This is a genomic window from Pseudomonas sp. GW823-FHT04A03 (assembly GCF_058796615.1).
On the sequence record NZ_JBXAIV010000002.1, the window covers coordinates 1 to 20,897 of the forward strand.

Sequence of the window (20,897 nt, forward strand, 5' to 3'; positions counted from 1 at the left end):
GCCGTGCATCACAGCTTCACCGCCAAGGCGTTGTATGGAACAGGGGCGACCTCGGCTGCGCGGACCTTCACCGTAACGCCTGTGGTTGTACAGACCATCGACAATATTCTCGACAACGCGGGCAAGGAAATACCGGAAGGCGGGACAACCGTCAGCCCCACCGTGACGGTGAGGGGCAAGGCAAGCAAAGGGCAGAGTGTCGAGATCTGGGAGGGAGACGGAGCCACCGCCGTCCTCATGGGCACGGCAATCGCAGACCGGACCACCGGCATCTGGGAAAAAGCGTTCCCGCTGGCCTTAGGTCTTCGCCGATTGGCTGCGAAACGCCTGTACGTGGGCGCTCCTCTCTGGAGCAATGTTCGGTTGTTGACGGTGGTTACGCTCGTTAAACCCAGGATTACTTCGATACAAACTGCATCAGGGCAGTCGATTCCCCACAATACGATAACAAGCGATCGGAACGTCACGGTGTTCGGAAGAACCACTGCATGGCTGGAGAGCCAGCTTTTCGATGGCGAGGAACCAAAAGGTAAATCATCGGCAAACGGATCTGGTGACTGGTCTGTGCATGCACTGAATATGGGCGACGGTCACCACAGTTTCACAATAAGAACAACGGATGGATCCGACGCGGTTTCAGATCCACATATAGTGAGAGTCTAACAGTGGCAAATCCTTTACGGCACAGGTACGTGGTCATATGACGGGCAAGGCAGGCTCTTGGAAGAGACAATTGGAGTCAGGGTAAATAACGCCACTTTTACCGGTACTTTGTCTATTCACCCGGCAGCCGCAAATGGAAACGCAACGGGTTCATTCACGGGGGCGCCTGTCAACGGTTGGTACACGATCCCCGCTGGTACCTTCGCTAGACGTGTTCCCGGGTGGACATACTTCGAACTTTTCATCGAAAACGGTGCGGTGAAGATTCCGGTAGTCATCGACGCTGTTGCTAATAACTGAAGGAAGTAAAAGGGGACGCATTTATTTATCAGTTCCCCGCCTGAAAGCCCGCAATTCCCTTCAACCTGGAGTGCGGGTTTTGTCGTTTAATCTCAAGCCAACGCACTTGTTGAAGAGTGTTGAAAGTTATGTCCACAAAGCCACGCAACCTTGCGCCTTTGCCTACGCATCCGCCAGAATCCGCCGGCTTGTGCGCCTTGGGGGGCGGGTTCTATTGTTTGGCGGTCGCTGAAAAGCAGCGATCGGGTTTAGCAGCCCGGTTAACTTCAAGGCACGTTGGTGTCGCCAATGTTTTGTTATGGCGGCTGACGTGGGGCACTTCGGTGCGCCGGGATCCTTGAGCCTGGTCTGCTAACCCGCGTTCAGCCGCCACCTAATTCGTTTAGCAGCGATGGATGACGGCTCCATTTCTCAAGGAGCTTCACCATGATCAAACCAACGCCAAACCCGCCCGAGGCCGATTCGACTTCCCCATACGAAACCCTCGATTCAAAGAAATTCCACGAAGCCGCCGAGCGCGCGCTCGACCACTACCTCAATCCCCTCCTCCCCCGAAAACCGCTGCTCAAACCCAACACCCGCTACCTCATCGCCCCCGGCATCGACAGCGAAGAACTGCTGGCCGACGCCTGCGAAACCCTGACCTCGGCCAAGGTCATGGCCAATGACTTCGCCGGGCTGGTGGATGGCTCGCATCGGCATGTGCTGTTGGGGATTGCGCAGTTGATCATGCTGGGGGAGCTGGCGGTGAATCGCGTGCTGGATAATCTGGAGTTGAAGGCTGAGGCGCCCGCTGTAGCCTGAGCAAAGAAAAACCCGCCGTCCCGTTTGATCGGGACGGCGGGTTTTGTCGTTTCAGCTCCGGCTTACACCGTATCCACCTTCAACGAATGATCATTGAGCATGCCGTTGATGATGGTCGCTGTGTCATGCCCGCTGGCGATCAACCCACCCGCCCCCGGTGTTACACCGTAGTGGCTGGCCAGGTTGACGCCGGCCAGGTCGATGGTCTGGTTCGGTGTGGCGCCGGCCATGGCGCTGACGTCGATGCTGGTCATGACCGAGGCGCCGCTGCCGGTGACGGTGAAGTGCAGGTAGTCATCCAGTGACGCCGACGTGCCGTTTTCACCTTGCAGCAGTTGCGACAGGTCGAGCTTGTCGGTGCCGGGGGTGAAGTCGGTGACGAGGTCGTGCCCACTGTTGCCCTTGAGCCACTGGAAGGTGTCGGCACCCGGCCCGCCGGTCAGGGTGTTGTTGCCCATCCCGCCGATCAGCAGGTCATCGCCCCCGCCACCGTTGAGGATGTCGTTGCCCAGGCCGCCGTTGATCACGTTGTTATTGTTGTCGCCGGTGAGGGTGTCGTTGAAGTTCGAGCCGACGAGGTTTTCGATGCCGGTCAGGGTGTCCGTCCCGGCGCCAATGGTGTTTTGCGCACCGAGCAGGCCGAGGTTGACCGTTACCCCGGCGGTCGCGTGGGCGTAGCTGGCGGTGTCGATGCCAGTGCCGCCGTCGAGCAAATCGTTGCCCGGGCCGCTGTAGAGCAAGTCGTTGCCGGCGCCGCCGTGCAGTTCGTTGTTGCCGGAACCTGCGGTGAGCACATCGTTGCCGTCGCCGGCGTTGATGATGTTGTCGCCGGTGCCGGCCACCAGCACGTCATCGCCCGAGGTGCCGGTGAGGGTGTGGCCGTCCTGATAGCTGATGGTCACGTTCGCCGTGTCGCTGCCGCCGTGGTTGTCGTTGGCGGTGTAGATGCCGTGGTAGTCCGGCGTGATGTCGTGGGCCCCGGCGTAGTTGAGGGTCATGGTCAGCTGGTAGTTCTCCGCCGCGTTGGCGTTGCTGCCCGTGGTGTTGGTGATATTGGTGATGTGGATCTGGTAGACGCCATCGGACGTCGCGGTCAGGGTCTGGCCGTCCGCGAGGGCGATGTAGGCGCCGCCGTTGATCGAGTACTCCATGGTGATGTGACCGGCCGCCAGGTTGTGGTCCAGGTTGAGGGTTTCGCCCTGGCGCAGGTTGACGGTGATGCGATCTTCATCGTTGGCGTTGGTGTTGGTCACCGCGCCGAGGTAACCGCTGACCACCAGCACGGCGGTCATGGTGGCGGCGTTGGCGCTGAACGAATTACGCACGTTGGCCAGGTTCTGGTTGGCGGCGGTGTTGGCGTTGGTGCCGGTGAAGCTGATCGCGCCGGTGCCGGTGAAGTCTGCCGACCTGGAGATCCAGCCGGTGTTGAACGAGGTTGGCGTGGCGTTGAGGGTGTCGCCGTTGGGGTCGGTGTCGTTGGCCAGCAACAGCTCGCCCGGCACCACGATGTTGCCCGACAGCACGTTGGTGATGATGTGGTCGTCCACCGCCACCGGAGGCGCGTTGGGGATCACTTTCACGGTCAGGGTCGAGCTGGCGAGGTCGCCGTCGTTGTCGCTGAGGGTGAAGCCGATGTTTTCGGTGATCACCACGGCGGTGGTTTTCTGCGAGGTGTAGCTGTAGTCGCCGGTGTCGAGGTTGACCACCAGGGTGCCGCTGTTGTTGGTGGCGATGCTGAGGGTGTTGTTCACCGTGTTGAACGTGCCGTGGTTGGCGCCGCCGCTGGCGACCAGTGAACCTTGGCCACCGTTGGCTTTCGGGTCATAGGTGTAGGTGGTGCCGTCGACCACGATGGATTTGATGAACCCGCCATCGGCGCCGAACGTGCCGCCCTCGCCGATAAACGAACCGGTGACCGGTGCCCCTTCGACGGTGCCGGACAACACCGAGTTGAGCTGGTTGAGATCGGTGACCACCACCGCGTTGGTGTTGGTGTGGGTGATGCCGTCGTACGCCAGCGGATCGAGGTTGGCGTTGCTCACGCCGCTGCCCAGGCCGATCGCGTAGTTCTTGATGTTGTTGGCATCAAGGAAGTTTTTCAGGGCAGCTTCGTCAGCCGCGTTGATATCACCCTCGTTGGGTTTGCCATCGGAGAAGAAGTAGCCGACGTTCTGCGCCCCGGTGAGTTTGCCCGAGGTGTTAAACGCGGTCTGCATGGTCGCCACGGCCGCATCGTAGTTGGTACCGCCGCCCGCGCTGAGGCCGGCCAGTATCGTCTTGGCCGTGGCGACATCGACCCACACCGAAGTGCGGTCAGTGGCGTTGCTGCTGAAGGTGACGAGCTGCACTTTCACATCGCCCAGATCGTCGTACTTGTCGAGCAAGGCGCTGATCGCCTGCTTGGCCAGTGCCAGCCGCGACAGGCCCGGCACGCCGGAGGCGTCGGCCATGCTGCCGGAAATATCGAGGACGATGAGGATGTTGGAGTCGATCTCCACCGCCGCCACCGAACGCTCCGACGCCACCGCTTTTGGCACGTCGTCGACGATGTTGACCACGATGGTGCTGGTGGTGCTGTTGCCCAGCGCATCGGTGGCTTTGTAGGTGAAGCTTTCGCTCAGGGTGTTCGGCCCGTCGTTGGCGTTCGGCGTGGTTTTCGGCGCCGAGGTCAGGGTGTAGGTGTACGTGCCGTCGGCGTTGAGCTGGATCTGCCCGTAAGTCCCGGTGGCGCTGCCGACCAGGGTGTAGGTGATCGCCCCGCTGCCGCCGCTGACCGAACCGACCAGCGTGCCGCTGGCAGTTTCGCCGGTGTTGCCCGGGTCGCTGCCGGTGACCGTGCCGGGGGCCAGGTCTTGCCCGTCCTTCGTCAGGTCGAGGGCTTTCTCGTAGACGGTCACGTCCTGATCGGTCGAGGCCACGAGTTTGCTGTCGGCGACGTTGACGGTGATGGTGGTGGTGCTTTCGTCGCCGTCACTGTCACGGATGGTGTAGGTGAAGGTGTCGGTGGCGCCCGGCGGGCTCACCGAGTTCGGGTTGCTGTGATAGACCGCGTTACCGGCCGCATCGAGGGTCAGGTAACCGTAGCTGCCGTTGATGTTGCTGTTGAGACCGCCGATGGCCGAGGTCGCGGTGTTGCCGCCGGCGCGCACGCCGACCACGATCGCCGCGCCATCCGCGCCGCTGATGTCATTGCCCAGCACGCTGATGTTGACCGTGCCGCCCTCCGCCACCGAGCCGGTGTCGGCCTTGGCGGTCGGCAAGTCATCAATGATGTTGACGTTGATCTGCCCGGTCGCCGTGCTGCCGTCGGTGTCCGTCGCCACCACGTTGAAGTTCTCGGTGATGCTGTTGGCGCCGTTGGCGTTCGGGTGGGTTTCGTTATCCACCAGGGTGTAGCTGTAACTCACCACGCCGGTGGTCGGGTTGTAACCGGTGATGGTCAGCGTGCTGCCCAACGGGGTGACGGTCGATTGCGGGAAGCCGGCCGCCACGCCGTTGGTCATCACGGCGATGCCACCCACGGTCAGGGTTTGCAGACCGTCGAGGGCCGTCACGGTGAAGGTGCCGCTCTGGGTCAGCGCCGGGATGTTGGGGCTGGTGCCGTCGCTGAGGTTTTTCTCGTAGACGGTGAGTTCGCCGCCATTCACGTCGAGGCCGTTGAGGACAACCGGATCGTCGTTGTTGTGGATGTTCAGCACCAGATTCGCAGTGCTGGTGTCGCCGTCGGCATCGGTCAGGGTGTAGGTGAAGGTCTCGGTGCCGTTGCCACCGCCGTGCAGGTTTTTGAAGTCTGCGTCGTTGGTGTTCAGCGTGTAGGTGTACGTGCCGTTGGCGTTCAGCACCAGGGTGCCGTAAGTGCCTGTGAAGGTGCCGGGGGTGATCGGGCCGGCATTCGGGCCGGTCGCCACCACGTCAGCGCCTTGCACGTCGTTGGTCAGCACGTTGCCGTTGAGGGTCAACTGGGTTTCCGACGCGGTGCTGGCGTTGCTGTCGTTGATTGCCTTCGGCACGTCATCGACGATGCTGACCACGATGGTGCTGGTGACGACGTTGCCCAGCGAATCGGTGGCCTGGTAGGTGAAGGTTTCGGTCAGGGTGTTGGCGCCGTCGTCGGCGTGCGGGGTGGTGCTGGCCGGTGAGGTCAGGGTGTAGGTGTACGTGCCGTTGGGGTTGAGCACGATCTGCCCGTAGTTGCCGGTGGCGCTGCCGACCAGCGCATAGCTGATCGCACCGACCGCGCCGGTGACCGAGCCGACCAAAGTGCCGGACGCGGTTTCCCCGGTGCTGGTCGGATCGCTGCCGGTGACCGTGCCAGGGGCCAGGTCTTGCCCGTCCTTGGTCAGGTCGAGGGCTTTTTCGTACACGGTGACGTCGGTATCGCTGACCGCGCACAGTTTGCTGTTGGCAACGTCGATGGTGATGGTGGTGGTGCTTTCATCACCGTCGGAATCGCGCACGGTGTACACAAACACATCCACCGCACCCGGGCCGCTCACGGCATTCGGGTTGCTGTGATAGACCGCGTTGCCGTTGGCGTCGAGGGTCAGGTAGCCGTAGGTGCCGTTGATGTTGCTGTTGAGCCCGCCGATGGCCGAGGTCGAGGTGTCGGAGCCGGCGCGCACACCCACTACCGCGCCACCCGCTGCCGGGCCGTCGGCGCCGCCGATGTCGTTGTCCAGCACGTTGCCGCTGACGGTGCCGCCCTCCTGCACCGACGTCGCGTCGGGTTTGGCGGTCGGCAGGTCGTCGATGATGTTGACGTTGATCTGCCCGGTGGCGGTGCTGCCATCGGTGTCGGTCGCCACCACGTTGAAGTTCTCGGTGAGGCTGTTGGCGCCGTTGGCGGTCGGATGGGTTTCGTTATCCACCAGGGTGTAGCTGTAGCTGACGACGCCCGTGGCCGGGTCGTATCCGGTGATGGTCAGCGTGCTGCCCAGCGGGGTGACCGCCGATTGCGGGAAGCCGGCCGCGACACCGTTGGTGATCACGGCAATGCCGCCCACGGTCAGGGTTTGCAGACCGTCGAGGGCGGTGACGGTGAAGGTTCCGCTCTGGGTCAGTGCCGGGGTGTTGGGACTGGTGCCGTCGCTGAGGTTTTTCTCGTAGACGGTGAGTTCGCCACCGTTGACGTCGAGGCCGTTGAGGTAGACCTGGTCGTCGTTGTTGTGGATGTTCAGCACCAGGTTCGCAGTGCTGGTATCGCCGTCGGCATCGGTGATGGTGTAGGTGAAGGTTTCGGTGCCGTTGCCGCCGCCGTGCAGGTTTTTGAAGTCCGCATCGTTGGTGTTCAGCGTGTAGGTGTAAGTGCCGTTGGCGTTCAGCACCAGGGTGCCGTAAGTCCCGGTGAACGTGCCGGCGGTGATCGGGCCGGCATTCGGGCCGGTCGGTACGCGGTCAGCGCCTTGCACGTCGTTGGTGAGGACGTTGCCGCTCAATGTGAGATTGGTTTCCGAAGCAGTCCCGGCGTTGCTGTCGTCCACACCTTTTGGCAGGTCGTCGACGATGTTCACGTCCAGCGTGGCATTGGCGGTGGTGCCGTTGTCATCGACCACGGTGACGGCGAACTGCTCGTTGAGCACGTTGGCGCCATTGGCAGTCGGGTGCGCTTCGTTGTCGACCAGGGTGTAGCTGTAGCTGACGACGCCGGTCGCCGCGTTGAAGCCGGTGATGGTCAGTGTGCTGCCTAACGGGGTGACGGTGGATTGCGGGAAGCCTGTGGCTACACCGTTGGTGACCACGGCGATGCCGCCGATGGTCAGCGTGGTGACACCGTCCAGCGCGGTGATGGTGAAGGTGCCGCTCTGGGTCAGGGCGGGAGCATCGGGGCTGCTGCCGTCTCCGAGGTTTTTCTCATAGACAGTGAGCTCGCCGCCGTTCACGTCGAGGCCGTTGATGATCACCGGATCGTCGTTGTTGTGGATCTGCAGGACGAGGTTCGCGGTGCTGGTATCGCCGTCGGCATCGGTGATGGTGTAGGTGAAAGTTTCAGTGCCGTTGCCGCCGCCGTGCAGCGCTTTGAAATCGGCGTCGCTGGTGTTGAGGGTGTAGGTGTAAGTGCCGTTGGCGTTCAGCACCAATGTCCCGTAAGTCCCGGTGAACGTGCCGGCGGTGATCGGGCCGGCGTTTTCACCGACAGGCACGCGGTCGGCGCCCTGTACGTCGTTGGTCAGCACGTTGCCAGTCAGCGTCAGATTGGTTTCCGAGGCGGTGCCGGCGTTGCTGTCGTCCACGCCTTTTGGCAGGTCGTCGACGATGTTCACGTCCAGCGTGGCATTGGCGGTGGTGCCGTTGTCATCGACCACGGTGACGGCGAACTGCTCGCTGAGCACGTTGGCGCCATTGGCAGTCGGGTGCGCTTCATTGTCGACCAAGGTGTAGCTGTAGCTGACGACGCCGGTCGCCGCGTTGAAACCGGTGATGGTCAGCGTGCTGCCCAGTGGCGTGGTCACCGATTGTGGGAAGCCTGCCGCCACGCCATTGGTGACTACAGCGATGCCGCCAATGGTCAGGGTGGTGACGCCGTCCAGCGCGGTAATGGTGAAAGTACCGCTTTGGGTCAGGGCTGGCGCATCGGGGCTGCTGCCGTCGCCGAGGTTTTTTTCGTAGACGGTGAGTTCGCCGCCGTTGACGTCGAGGCCGTTGATGATCACCGGATCGTCATTGTTGTGGATCTGCAGGACGAGGTTCGCCGTGCTTGTGTCGCCGTCGGCATCGGTGATGGTGTAGGTGAAGGTTTCGGTGCCGTTCCCGCCGCCATGCAGATTTTTGAAATCCGCATCGTTGGTGTTGAGGGTGTAGGTGTACGTGCCGTTGGCATTCAGCACCAAGGTGCCGTAAGTACCGGTGAAAGTGCCTGCGGTGATCGGGCCGGCGTTTTCGCCGACAGTTACGCGGTCGGCGCCCTGCACGTCGTTGGTCAGCACGTTGCCAGTCAGCGTGAGATTGGTTTCCGAAGCGGTGCCCGCGTTGCTGTCGTCCACACCTTTTGGCAGGTCGTCGACGATGTTCACGTCCAGCGTCGCGTTGGCGGTGGTGCCGTTGTCGTCAACCACGGTCACCGCGAATTGCTCGTTCAGTACGTTGGCGCCGTTGGCAGTCGGATGCGCTTCGTTGTCGACCAGGGTGTAGCTGTAGCTGACGACGCCGGTGGCAGCGTTGAAGCCAGTGATGGTCAGTGTGCTGCCCAGTGGCGTGGTCACCGATTGCGGGAAGCCTGCGGCCACACCGTTGGTGACAACGGCGATGCCGCCGATGGTCAGCGTGGTGACGCCATCCAGCGCGGTGATCGTGAAGGTGCCGCTTTGAGTCAGGGCTCCCGAATCCGGCGCGCTGCCGTCGCCAAGGTTTTTCTCGTAAACAGTGAGTTCACCGCCCTCGACGTTCAACCCGTTGATAACCACAGGATCGTCGTTGTTGTGGATCTGCAACACGAGGTTGGCGGTGCTGGAGTCGCCGTCTGCATCGGTCAGGGTGTAAGTGAAAGTCTCGGTGCCATTGCCACCGCCATGCAGATTCTTGAAGTCCGCATCACTGGTATTCAGCGTGTAGGTGTAGGTGCCGTTGGCGTTGAGCACCAATGTGCCGTAAGTCCCGACGAATGTACCGGGAGTGATCGGGCCGGCGTTTTCGCCGACGGGTACGCGGTCGGCACCTTGCACGTCGTTGGTCAGCACGTTGCCGGTCAGCGTCAGTTGAGTCTCTGTCGCCGTACCATTGTTGTCATCGAACGCTTTCGGCACGTCGTCGGTAATGTTGACGTCCAGCGTGCCAGTAGCTGTGTCGCCATTGCTGTCGCCGGCGATCACGGTGAATTGTTCGCTGAGGTTATTGGCACCGTCGCCCGCCGCGTGGGTTTCGTTGCCGTTGAGGGTGTAGCTGTAACTCACCGTGCCGGTGGCGGGGTTGTAGCCGGTGATGGTCAGGGTGTTGCCCAATTGTGTGGTGATCGATTGCGGGAAACCGATCGGCACGCCGCCGACAATCACGTTGATGCCGCCGATGCTCAGGCTGCTCAGGCCGTCCGGTGCCGACACCGTGAAGCTGCCGGTCTGGGTCAGCGCGCCAGGGTTGGCGGCGGAGCCGTCGGGCAGATTGGCTTCGTTGAGGGTCAGTTCGCCGCCGGGCACGGACAGGCCGCCAAGGGTCACCGGGTTGTTGACCGGTGGCGGTGGCGGAACAATCGGGGCGGCCTGGCCGTCACCGTTGTCGATCACGGCGTTATGCCGCTCTTCGGGAAACTCGGGGATGCCGTTGAAACCGGCCGTCGGGAAACCGATGACCGGATCGACCCGGCCCGCCACTTCAGTCAGCAACACAAAACTGTGGCCGCCCCCCAGCGCGCCCGGCGCACCACCGGTGGCGCCAGGACCTGCCGCCGTCGCTTCGGCGGTTTTGGTCGGGTCATCGCCGGCGGCAATGGCTTTCTGGATCTGTTCGACGTCGGTCAGTTGCGACTCGCTCGGGGTCACCGCTTCCGGGGCATTGACGTGGGCGGCCTGATCGGCGAGCAACTGGCCGGTCATGGTCAGGCTGCTGTCCCGACCGAGGGTCAGCTCCTGGCCATTTTGCAGATGGACGGCAACCGCCCCCTCCGCCCCGGTGATCAATTGATCCCCTGCAAACAGCCGATCGCCTTCGACCAATGCGCGGCGACTGCCGTCTGCCGATTGAGCGAAAACCTGACCAATGACTTTAGTGACGATCCCGATGAGCGTTGCCATGTGCATTCCTCCGCTGCCGACCACCGTCGGCGCTGGTTCGCGAAGCAGCCCATGGCTCAAGCGGGTTGTCGGGGCGACGCTCGCACCTCGACAGTTCGTTTCGCAGGTTGCGCAAATCCAGAAACTCCAGCGCCATCAATCACTTGGAATCTCTGTTCGATGCAGCAAGCCCACTAACGCTACGTAACGGTGGTGAATCACCCGAGTGACAAAAAACTGTCGCCCTTCAGCCGCTACGCGTCCCTCCCCTTTAGCAGTACTTCGCCGTATGTCGCAAAGTGAGTGGAACTTTCCTCAAGCCTTTCTGTGCTCCCTAAAGCGCATAAAACAAAGGCTTTCGAGTGGAACAATGTGCTGGATTTGGCGAACCGCATAAGTTTTTTTTGGCATAACCCATATGAAAATTTTTTCTTAGCTACGCTTCAGGATGTTCTTAGCTCTGTTGTTACAGGCATGAAACGCTTTCTACTAAAAATATCGTCAATAAATTGGCGACAGCGAAATACCATCAGGACTCAGGGAGATGCACCCATGCGCGTTCTAACCCCCCTCTGCAGCGCGGTTTTGCTGGCCATGGCTTGCACTTCCCAAGCCCAGGCCATGAACCTCACCGAAGCGATCCAGAGCACCATCGCCACCCACCCAGAACTTGCCTCGCGCGTGGACGCGCGCCTGTCAGCTGATGAACAGGTGAAAGTCGCCAAGGGCGGCTTCTATCCGTCGGTGGATCTGAATGCTGCCTACGGGCGCGGCTACAGCGACAACACCAACACCCGGGCCTTCGGTAACCACCACACCGAAATCCTCAATTACACCCAGTCCGAGCTGCGGCTGCGGCAGATGCTGTTCGACGGTTTCAACACTGCCAACGAGGTTGAACGCACCAAAGGCGTTTCCAACTCGCGCGCCTACTACGCGCAAGGCACCGCCCAGGACCTGGCACTGCGCACCATCGAGGTCTACCTCGAAGTGCTCAAGCGCCGTGAACTGGTGACCCTGGCCAGGAACAACCTGCAGGCGCACTTGCGCGTCAACGACCAGATCGGCCTGCGTACCGAGCGCGGCGTGGGCAGCACCGCCGACTCCGATCAATCGGTCGCCCGTAAGGCGCTGGCGCAGAACAATCTCGACACCGCCGAAGTCGATCTGGCCGACGCCGAATCGAACTTCTACAGCGTGGTCGGACGCATGCCCGATGAGCTGGAAGCGCCCGCTTCGACCCGTGGCGAGTTGCCCGCCACCCTGCCCGAAGCCCAGCAGAGCATGGTCGAGAACAACCCGTACCTGAAATCCGCCCAGGCTGACGTGCAATCGGCCGAGAGCCAGTACGAAGTCGCCAAGTCGCCGTTCTATCCACGCTTCGATGCGGAAGCGGCGGTCGGCGCCAACAACAACGTGCAGGGCGACGAGGGCCACGACAACGAATGGCGGGTCGGCGTGGTGATGAACTACAACCTGTTCCGTGGCGGCAGCGACAAGGCGCGACTGGCCTCCGACGCGCACCAGATCAACCAGGCGATGGACATCCGCAACAACGCCCTGCGCCAGCTCAACGAGAACATTCACCTGGCCTGGAACGCCATGGTCAACGCCAAGAAGCAGACCCCGACCGCCCGCGAATACGCCGAAACCACCAAGCGTGTGCGCGCCGCGTATCAGGATCAGTTCGGCCTCGGCCAGCGCACCCTGCTCGACCTGCTCGACAGTGAAAACGAGCTGTACAACGCCAACCGCCGCTACACCGAAATCCGCTACACCGAGGAATATTCGATGTACCGCGTGCTGGCGAACATGGGCCAGTTGTTGAACAAGCAGCGTGTGGTGCTGCCGGCCGATGCGATTGCCGCGACCGAGGTGAAGAACGAAGCGCGCTTGCCTGAACTGAAGTAGTCCCGATGATGTAGTGCCAGGGGAGCGATCAATATGACCAGCATGCAACCCGGTAACACCGGGATCGATCCGCGGCTGAGCTTCGATGACCCGTTGCTCGACGGTCTGTTGATCCTCTGCAAACTGCATGGCGCGACGGTCAGTCGCGCCAGCCTGAGCGCCGGGCTGCCCCTGGACAAACAACGCCTGAGCCTGGACCTGCTGCCCCGCGCCGCAGCCCGGGCCGGGTTGCAGGCGCGCTTACTGCGCCGGGAACTCAAAGACATTTCTCCGCTGAACCTGCCGGTGCTGTTGCTGTTGGGCAACGGGCGCACGGCGGTGCTGCGGCGGTTTGCCGAAGACGGCAAGGCGCTGATCCTGCCCAGCGAAGCCGACGGCGGCGAGCAATGGGTCAGCCGTGAAGAGCTCACCGAACACTACAGTGGCCAGGCCTTGTTCGCCCGGCCCCGGCATGAACTGGAAGACCTGCGCTCGCCATTGGTGCCACGGGTGCAGGCGTGGTTTCGCGACACCCTGAAGCTGTCGAAATGGTTGTATAGCGACGCGATCCTCGCCAGTTTTCTGATCAACCTGCTGGGCCTGATGGTGCCGCTGTTCGTCATGCAGACCTACGATCGCGTGGTGCCGAACCAGGCCACGTCGACCCTGTGGGTGCTGGCGATCGGGCTGCTGATCGGCACCGGTTTCGAACTGGTGCTGCGGGTGGTGCGTGCGCACCTGCTCGACACCGCCGGCAAGAAAACCGACGTGATCCTTTCCGCCACTTTGTTCGAGCGCATCACCGGCATGTCGATGAAGGCCCGGCCGGCGACCATCGGCGGATTCGCCCAGAGCATTCACGACTTTCAGGGCCTGCGGGAATTCCTCACCGCCGTGACCCTGACCAGCCTGATCGACCTGCCTTTCGTGGTGTTGATGCTGGTGGTGATCGGCCTGCTCGGTGGCTGGCTGGTGGTGATTCCGCTGCTGGCGTTCCCGATCACGATTGTGTTCGCGATGATCATTCAGGTTCGCCTGCGCGATACCGTGCAGAAAAGCCTGAGCCTCGGTGCCGAGCGTCAGGCGTTGCTGATCGAAACCCTCGGCGGCCTGGAAACCCTCAAGGCGTGCAGCGCCGAAAGCGAGCGCCAGCACAAATGGGAAAGCACCCACGGCGCCCTCACCCGCCTCGACAGCCACGCCCGTAATCTCTCGGCGCTGGCCACTAACGGCACGCTGTTCATCCAGCAGTTTTCCGGGATGGCGACGATTGTGGCCGGGGTCTACAGCATCATCGCCGGCAACCTCAGCGTCGGTGCACTGGTGGCCAGTTACATGCTCGGCAGCCGCGTGCTCGCGCCGCTGGGCCAGATCGCCGGGCTGATTACTCGTTACCAGCAAGCGCAACTGACCATGAAAAGCACCGACGCGCTGATGTCCCTGCCTCAGGAGCGCGACGGCAAACAGCGGCCGCTGGAGCGCACGCAACTGCAAGGCGCGCTAGACGCCAACGCGGTGACTTTCCACTACAACGGCCAGAACGCGCCGGCCCTGATCAACGTCACCTTCAGCGTCAAACCCGGCGAGCGGATCGGCATCATCGGCCGCAGCGGCTCGGGCAAAAGCACGTTGGCGCGACTGGTGATGGGGTTCTACGAACCGGAAGAAGGCCAGTTGCTGCTCGACGGCCTCGACCTGCGGCAACTGGATGTCGCCGACCTGCGCCAGCAGATCGGTTACGTCGCCCACGACCTGCCGCTGCTGGCCGGCAGCCTGCGCGACAACCTGACCCTCGGTGCTCGCTACATCAGCGATTCGCGGATGCTCGAAGTCGCCGAACTGACCGGCGTCACCGAGCTCGCCCGGCAGCATCCGCAAGGCTTCGACCGGCCGGTGGGCGAGCGTGGGCAATTGCTCTCCGGCGGCCAGCGTCAGGCGGTGTTGCTGGCCCGGGCGCTGTTGCTCGACCCGCCGATCATGCTGCTCGACGAACCCACCAGCGCCATGGACAACAGCAGCGAGGACGTCCTGCGCCAGAAACTCCACGGCTGGGTGCAAGGCAAGACGCTGCTGCTGGTCACCCACCGCACCTCGATGCTGAGCCTGGTGGACCGGTTACTGGTGCTGGACAACGGCCGGATCGTCGCCGACGGTCCGAAAGAAGCGGTCATCGATGCACTGCGCAAGGGCCGGGTCGGCTCGGCGGCGGTCTAGGAGTTGCCCCATGTCTGCTTCCTCCTCTTCAAAACCGCGCGGTTACTTCGACAGCTTCGGTAAAAGCGCCGAGGCCGAATTCATGCCGGAAACCGCCGGCGCCTCGCTGCAGGATTCGCCGCGCTGGTCGCGCATCACCGTGTGGCTGGCGGCGGCGCTGCTGATCAGTGCGCTGGTCTGGGCCAAGTTCGCGGTGCTCCAGGAAGTGACCATGGGCGAAGGCAAGGCGATTCCGTCGAGCAAGGTTCAGGTGATCCAGAACCTCGAAGGCGGGATCGTCACCGAGATCTTCGTGCGTGAAGGGCAAATGGTCAGCAAGGGCGACACCTTGCTGCGTCTGGATGACACCCGCTTTCTGTCGAACAAGGGTGAGAGCGAGGCCGATCGTTATGCCCTGACCGCGCAGGTCGAACGCTTGTCCGCCGAAGCCGAAGGCCGGCCGTTCAAGCTCTCGGACGAGGTGATTGCCAAGGCTCCACAAGTGGCCGAGGACGAGCGCTCGCTGTATGAGCAACGGCAACGGCGGCTGGCCAGCGAGCAACGCACCCTCAGCGAACAACTGCGGCAGAAGGCGCAGGAGCTGGCGGAATTTCGCTCGAAACAGGGGCAATACAGTTCGAGCCTGGCGCTGCTGCAACAGGAAATGAACATGTCGGAACCGCTGGTGAAGACCGGCGCGGTATCGCCCGTGGAGATCCTCCGTCTACGTCGTAGCGCAGTGGAAATTCGTGGCTCGTTGAATGCCACGACCCTTGCCATTCCCCGGGCCGAATCGGCGATCAACGAGATCAAGAGCAAGATCGACGAATCGGAACAGACCTTCCGCTCCGAGGCGGCCAAGGAGCTCAACGAGAAACGCACCGACCTGTCGAAAATCACCGCGTCGAGCATCGCCATCGACGACCGCGTCAGCCGCACCACCGTGACTTCGCCGGTGCGTGGGGTGATCAAGCAGATGAAGGTCAACACCATCGGCGGCGTGGTGCAGCCGGGCAGCGACATGGTGGAAATCGTGCCGCTGGAAGACAACCTGTTGATCGAGGCCAAGGTGCGGCCGCAGGACGTGGCGTTCCTGCATCCGGGCCAGAAAGCCATGGTCAAGTTCAGTGCCTACGACTACACGATCTACGGCGGACTCAGCGCCAAGCTTGAGCTGATCGGCGCCGACACCATCACTGACGACAAGGGCAACAGCTTCTACCTGATCCAGGTGCGTACCGACAAAAACCATTTGGGCGGGGATGTGAAACCGCTGCTGATCATTCCGGGGATGGTGGCGACGGTGGACATCATCACCGGGGAGAAAAGCGTGCTGGATTACCTGCTCAAACCGGTGCTGAAAGCGCGGACCGAGGCGATGCGCGAACGCTAGTGATGATCCGGACTTTGCGGTGAATGATCTGGCCCCATCGCGAGCAAGCTCGCTCCCACAGGTATGGCGTCGTACTCAGGTTTTGTATTCGACAGGGACATTGTGGGAGCGAGCTTGCTCGCGAAGGCGTCGGGACAGGCAGCGATCATTTTGAGTGATTGCGCTGGAAAGTCTCCTCCCCCATCGCCGCAATCTGCCCTTCAATCAACGCCTCGAACGGCTTGAGCAACGGCTCGAACGACGCGGGCGCCTCAAGAATCTGCAACGCCTGAACAATCGCCTCAATCGTCGACAACGCCCCCGGCCCCGGTGCCTTGCGCAGCCGATACCGTGAAACCCCGCCCTCCGCCAAAGTCACCCGTGGCAACGCTGCCAGCAATGGATTGAGGTGCAACATCTTGCGCGCCTTGCGCCACGTGCCATCCGGCACCACCAGCAACAGCGGTTCATCGGACGCTACGTAAGCCTGCATCGGCTGCGCATCCTCCGCCGGGAACAACAACCGCGCCCGATACCCCGGCCGGTTCAGCAGCGCGGGCAGATCCTCGAACACTTCACCGACAATCAGCTCGGCATTCTTCAACCCGAGCGCCGCCAGCCGTGCCGTGTTGAGCGCGTGACTGACCTCGCTCGGGTGCTGCAACAGCAACACCCGGGTGCGGCTGTCGAGGCTGGGGATCAGCGGGCACAGGCAGTGGGTTTGTGGGCGCAGGCAGCGCGGGCATTGGGGTCTGGACATGAATTCTTATGCCTGATTGAGCTGCGCTTTGAGCAGATCGCGGAAAGTCTGGATCAGCGGCTCGCGGCTGCGGCCCCGGCGCATGATCATGGAAAACGGTGCCTGATAACCGAAGGTCGCCGGCAGCAGCACCCGCAAATCGCCCTTGTCGGCCCAGGCCTGGGCGTAGTGCTCCGGCAGGTAACCGATGTAGGCACCGGACAGCACCAGAATCAGCTGCGCCTCCATACTTTCCACGGTCGCCGCGCTGTGTTTGAAACCGTGGCGTGCGAGTTCGGCCTGGCTCCAGTAACCGCGACCGACCATGCGCTGCTGGGTGATGACCTGCTCGGGAATCCGCCGCTCGTTGAACAACGGGTGACGATTACTGCAATACAGCCAGTGCTGCTCGCGGTACAGCGGCATGTACACCAGACCGCTCATGCGCGTGGAGAAAGCGCCGATGGCCAGATCGAGGCGGTTGTCCTGCACGCCGAGTTGCAGTTCATACGGGCTCATCACCGACAAATGCAGATGCACCGCCGGGTGTTCCTGGCTGTAGGCGCCGATGGCTTCGGCGAACGGCAGGGCCTTGTCGCTGACCGTCGAGTCGATCACCCCGAGGTTGAGCGTGCCGCGCAATTCGCCCTTGAGCGCGGCGGCGTATTGCTCGAAACCTTCGAGTTCGGCCAGCAGGCGCAGGGTTTCCTGATGGAACAGCTCGCCCTTGCTGGTCAGGCTGAAACCGCCGCGCCCGCGATGGCACAGCACCAGACCCAGCGCGGCTTCAAGCTGGCTCATGTAGGTGCTGATCGCCGAGGTCGACAGGTTGAGTTCCTGCTGCGCGTTGGCAAACCCCTGATGGCGCACGACGCTGACGAAGATGCGCAAAAGTTTCAGGTCGGGTAAAGCGTTGGCCATGTCTACTCCAAGGATCGTTCCCACGCTCTACGTGGGAATGCCGCCCGTGACGCTCTGGGTCACCTGCGATTACGGCTGGACGCGGAGCGTCCGTGGATGCATTCCCACGCAGAGCGTGGGAACGAGCACGTAGGGGAAGTCTGGCATTAGTTTAGAAATTTCTGAACTAAGTATTTGCCCGTAGCGATTCTTCCGTCGCACTACATTTCGCAGAATCGGCCCACAGCGGTGCCCGTGACCTTGCGAATGCGGTGCGCCGACATAAATAAAACAAAGACGATGAGGCCCTACCCGTGGACAAGATTCTTCACCAACCACTGGGCGGCAACGAAATGCCGCGCTTCGGCGGCATCGCCACCATGCTCCGACTCCCCCATGTACCGACCGCTGCCGGCCTGGACGCTGCCTTCGTTGGCGTGCCACTGGACATCGGTACTTCGCTGCGACCCGGCACCCGCTTCGGGCCGCGCGACATCCGCACCGAATCGGTGATGATCCGCCCGTACAACATGGCCACCGGCGCTGCGCCGTTCGACTCGCTGTCGGTTGCCGACATCGGTGACGTGGCGATCAACACCTTCAACCTGCTCGACGCCGTGCGCATCATCGAAGAAGCCTACGACAACATCCTCGAGCACAACGTGATCCCGATGACCCTGGGTGGCGACCACACCATCACCCTGCCGATCCTGCGTGCGATCCACAAAAAGCACGGCAAGGTCGGTCTGGTGCACATCGACGCTCACGCTGACGTCAACGATCACATGTTCGGCGAGAAGATCGCCCACGGTACGACCTTCCGTCGCGCCGTCGAAGAAGGTCTTCTGGACTGCGACCGCGTGGTGCAGATTGGTCTGCGTGCGCAGGGTTACACCGCTGACGACTTCAACTGGAGCCGCGATCAGGGCTTCCGCGTGGTGCAAGCCGAAGAGTGCTGGCACAAGTCGCTGGAACCGCTGATGGCCGAAGTGCGCGAGAAAGTCGGTGGCGGCCCGGTGTACCTGAGCTTCGACATTGACGGCATCGACCCGGCCTGGGCGCCTGGCACCGGCACCCCGGAAATCGGTGGCCTGACGACCATTCAGGCGATTGAAATCGTTCGCGGCTGTCAGGGCCTCGACCTGATCGGCTGCGATCTGGTAGAAGTCTCGCCCGCTTATGACACCACCGGCAACACCTCGCTGCTGGCCGCCAACCTGCTGTACGAAATGCTCTGCGTACTGCCGGGCGTGGTCCACCGCTGAGGGTCGGGTCATGAACGAACGTGATCAGGTTCTGAAAGCGGCCGCCGATCTGGTGTCCGCCTTCGCCCGCAACGATCGCGAAGCCTACTTCGGCGCGTTCAGCGCCGATGCCAGCTTCGTGTTCTACACCCTCGAACAGCCCCTGCTGTCGCGCGATGCCTATCAGGCGTTGTGGGACAGCTGGCGCGCCGAGGATGGCTTCGAGGTGCTGTCCTGCACCTCGAGCAACGCCTTCGTCAGCCTGCAGGGTGACGTGGCGATTTTCATCCATGACGTGGCCACCGAGCTGCGCATGCAAGGGGAGCAACACTTCAGCCAGGAGCGCGAGACGATTGTTTTCAGAAAACAAGCGTCGAGCCTAGAACAACAAGGCCATTGGCTGGCCTGCCACGAACATTTGTCCGCAATGCCGGAAGGGCTGCCATCCCCTTAGCCAAGACAGGTGACGCTCACGCACGATGAGCGCGCCTTTATGATCGGAGCAGATCATGAATAACAACAACAAAGACCAAAGCCTTACGCAGATTGAAACCCACGGGGTCGAACAGATCCCGGACTACGAACGCACCGCCGGTCCCGTGGACTTGTTCCGCATGATCTTTGGCGGCGCGAATACTTTTGCCACCGCCGTGCTCGGCAGTTTCCCGGTGCTGTTCGGCCTGTCCTTTCAGGCGGGCGTCTGGGCGATTGTCTCGGGCGTGCTGCTTGGCTCGCTGATCCTCGCACCGATGGGCCTGTTCGGCCCGCTCAACGGCACCAACAATGCCGTGTCGTCCGGTGCGCACTTCGGCGTGCACGGGCGGATCGTCGGTTCGTTCCTGTCGTTGCTGACCGCCATCGCCTTCTTCTCGCTCTCGGTGTGGAGTTCGGGGGATGCGCTGATCGGTGGTGCGAAACGCCTGATCGGCCTGCCGGAAACCGACCTGACTTTGGGCCTGGCCTACGGTCTGTTCGCGATTCTGGTGCTGACCGTGTGCATCTACGGCTTCCGTTTCCTGCTGTGGGTGAACAAGGTCGCGGTGTGGAGCGCGAGCCTGCTGTTCCTGCTGGGCATCTTCGCCTTCGCCGGCCCTTTCGATTCGCACTACGCCGGCACTGTCAGCCTCGGTCAGCCGGGCTTCTGGGCCGCGTTCATCGGCGCTGCGCTGGTGGCCATGAGCAACCCGATTTCCTTCGGCGCGTTCCTCGGCGACTGGGCCCGCTACATCCCGCGTGAAACCTCGCGTCAGCGAATCATGGCGGCGGTGGTGCTATCGCAGATCGCTACTTTCATCCCGTTCCTGTTCGGCCTGACCACCGCGACCATCGTGGCGATCCAGGCGCCGGACTACATCGCGGCCAACAACTACGTCGGCGGTCTGCTGGCGGTGTCGCCGAGCTGGTTCTTCCTGCCGGTGTGCCTGATTGCGGTGATCGGCGGCATGTCCACCGGCACCACCTCGCTGTATGGCACCGGGCTGGACATGTCCAGCGTATTCCCTCGCCTGCTGTCGCGGGTCAAGGCGACGTTGCTGATCGGCGTGCTGTCGATTGCCTTCATCTTCATCGGGCGCTTTGCGGCGAACCTGGTGCAGAGCGTGTCGACCTTCGCCGTGCTGATCATCACCTGCACCACCCCGTGGATGGTGATCATGATCATCGGCCTGGTAGTGCGTCGCGGCTTCTACTGCCCGGACGACCTGCAAGTGTTCACTCGTGGCGAGCAAGGCGGACGCTACTGGTTCAGCCACGGCTGGAACTGGCGCGGCCTGGGTGCATGGATCCCGAGCGCAGCGGTCGGCCTGTGCTTCGTCAACCTGCCGGGGCAATTCGTTGGTCCGCTCGGTGAGTTGGCCGGCGGCATCGACATCAGCCTGCTGGTGACGCTGGGGCTGGCCTCGGTGATGTACCTGATGTTGCTGAGCCTGTTCCCGGAACCGGCGCTGGTCTACGGCCCGAAGGATCCCCGCAGCAAAGGCGCACATGCGCCGGCTGAAGCGGCGCTGCGTCAGGCTGCCTGAATAAACGAATCGCCTGTGGGGGTCAGCCTTCTCCCACAGTGTTCCACCCCATAAAAAAGACAATCGGAGACA

Annotated in this window: 10 protein-coding genes and 1 pseudogene; 8 read left to right on the top strand and 3 right to left on the bottom strand. The window is 62.3% G+C overall.

The annotated features are described in order from the left end of the window. Together AC1Q9F_RS05860 and AC1Q9F_RS05865 are read left to right on the top strand one after the other, a co-directional pair. Positions 1-663, top strand: a pseudogene (locus tag AC1Q9F_RS05860) (hypothetical protein); the annotation flags it as partial. A 726-nt stretch (positions 664-1,389) separates the two neighbouring features. Then, positions 1,390-1,767, top strand: a complete 378-nt coding sequence (locus tag AC1Q9F_RS05865) for a DUF6124 family protein (RefSeq protein ID WP_492619784.1) — start codon at positions 1,390-1,392, stop codon at positions 1,765-1,767. A gap of 62 nt (positions 1,768-1,829) precedes the next feature. Here the strand turns inward: AC1Q9F_RS05865 and AC1Q9F_RS05870 are convergent, their stop codons facing one another. Then, complete coding sequence (locus tag AC1Q9F_RS05870; protein WP_492619783.1) at positions 1,830-10,487, bottom strand: retention module-containing protein; 8,658 nt, start codon at positions 10,485-10,487, stop codon at positions 1,830-1,832. Between the two features lie 531 nt (positions 10,488-11,018). Between AC1Q9F_RS05870 and AC1Q9F_RS05875 the strand changes: the two genes are divergently transcribed. The 3 genes from AC1Q9F_RS05875 to AC1Q9F_RS05885 are packed head-to-tail and all read left to right on the top strand — an operon-like array spanning position 11,019 to position 15,942. After that, complete coding sequence (locus tag AC1Q9F_RS05875; RefSeq protein WP_492619782.1) at positions 11,019-12,377, top strand: TolC family outer membrane protein; 1,359 nt, start codon at positions 11,019-11,021, stop codon at positions 12,375-12,377. Positions 12,378-12,410: 33 nt separating this feature from the next. Continuing rightward, positions 12,411-14,570, top strand: a complete 2,160-nt coding sequence (locus AC1Q9F_RS05880; protein WP_492619781.1) for a type I secretion system permease/ATPase — start codon at positions 12,411-12,413, stop codon at positions 14,568-14,570. 10 nt (positions 14,571-14,580) lie between these two features. Continuing rightward, entirely contained in the window at positions 14,581-15,942 is a 1,362-nt protein-coding gene (locus tag AC1Q9F_RS05885) for an HlyD family type I secretion periplasmic adaptor subunit (RefSeq protein ID WP_085605682.1), read from the top strand. 145 nt (positions 15,943-16,087) lie between these two features. Here AC1Q9F_RS05885 and AC1Q9F_RS05890 read toward each other — a convergent pair whose 3' ends face one another. Beyond that, a complete protein-coding gene (locus AC1Q9F_RS05890) occupies positions 16,088-16,681 on the bottom strand; it encodes a tRNA-uridine aminocarboxypropyltransferase (RefSeq protein ID WP_492619780.1) in 594 nt (197 codons plus the stop codon). A 6-nt stretch (positions 16,682-16,687) separates the two neighbouring features. Further along, complete coding sequence (locus AC1Q9F_RS05895) at positions 16,688-17,581, bottom strand: LysR family transcriptional regulator (protein WP_039772530.1); 894 nt, start codon at positions 17,579-17,581, stop codon at positions 16,688-16,690. Positions 17,582-17,874: 293 nt separating this feature from the next. Here AC1Q9F_RS05895 and speB point away from each other — a divergent pair, with 293 nt between their 5' ends. The 3 genes from speB to AC1Q9F_RS05910 are packed head-to-tail and all read left to right on the top strand — an operon-like array spanning position 17,875 to position 20,825. Then, positions 17,875-18,825: an agmatinase gene (gene speB, locus AC1Q9F_RS05900; protein ID WP_007956591.1), complete on the top strand. Its 951-nt coding sequence runs from the start codon at positions 17,875-17,877 to the stop codon at positions 18,823-18,825. Between the two features lie 10 nt (positions 18,826-18,835). Beyond that, positions 18,836-19,258 carry a YybH family protein gene (locus tag AC1Q9F_RS05905; protein ID WP_007956584.1) on the top strand — a complete coding sequence of 141 codons (423 nt, stop codon included), beginning with the start codon at positions 18,836-18,838 and terminating at the stop codon, positions 19,256-19,258. A gap of 55 nt (positions 19,259-19,313) precedes the next feature. Then, a complete protein-coding gene (locus AC1Q9F_RS05910) occupies positions 19,314-20,825 on the top strand; it encodes a purine-cytosine permease family protein (protein ID WP_492619779.1) in 1,512 nt (503 codons plus the stop codon). Positions 20,826-20,897 lie beyond the last annotated feature (72 nt).

Excerpts from the sequence above, each read along its gene's own strand:
- AC1Q9F_RS05865 (WP_492619784.1), top strand. The coding sequence starts at position 1,390 with ATGATCAAACCAACGCCAAACCCGCCCGAGGCCGATTCGACTTCCCCA.
- AC1Q9F_RS05870 (WP_492619783.1), bottom strand. The coding sequence starts at position 10,487 with ATGGCAACGCTCATCGGGATCGTCACTAAAGTCATTGGTCAGGTTTTC.
- AC1Q9F_RS05875 (WP_492619782.1), top strand. The coding sequence starts at position 11,019 with ATGCGCGTTCTAACCCCCCTCTGCAGCGCGGTTTTGCTGGCCATGGCT.
- AC1Q9F_RS05880 (WP_492619781.1), top strand. The coding sequence starts at position 12,411 with ATGACCAGCATGCAACCCGGTAACACCGGGATCGATCCGCGGCTGAGC.
- AC1Q9F_RS05885 (WP_085605682.1), top strand. The coding sequence starts at position 14,581 with ATGTCTGCTTCCTCCTCTTCAAAACCGCGCGGTTACTTCGACAGCTTC.
- AC1Q9F_RS05890 (WP_492619780.1), bottom strand. The coding sequence starts at position 16,681 with ATGTCCAGACCCCAATGCCCGCGCTGCCTGCGCCCACAAACCCACTGC.
- AC1Q9F_RS05895 (WP_039772530.1), bottom strand. The coding sequence starts at position 17,581 with ATGGCCAACGCTTTACCCGACCTGAAACTTTTGCGCATCTTCGTCAGC.
- AC1Q9F_RS05905 (WP_007956584.1), top strand. The coding sequence starts at position 18,836 with ATGAACGAACGTGATCAGGTTCTGAAAGCGGCCGCCGATCTGGTGTCC.
- AC1Q9F_RS05910 (WP_492619779.1), top strand. The coding sequence starts at position 19,314 with ATGAATAACAACAACAAAGACCAAAGCCTTACGCAGATTGAAACCCAC.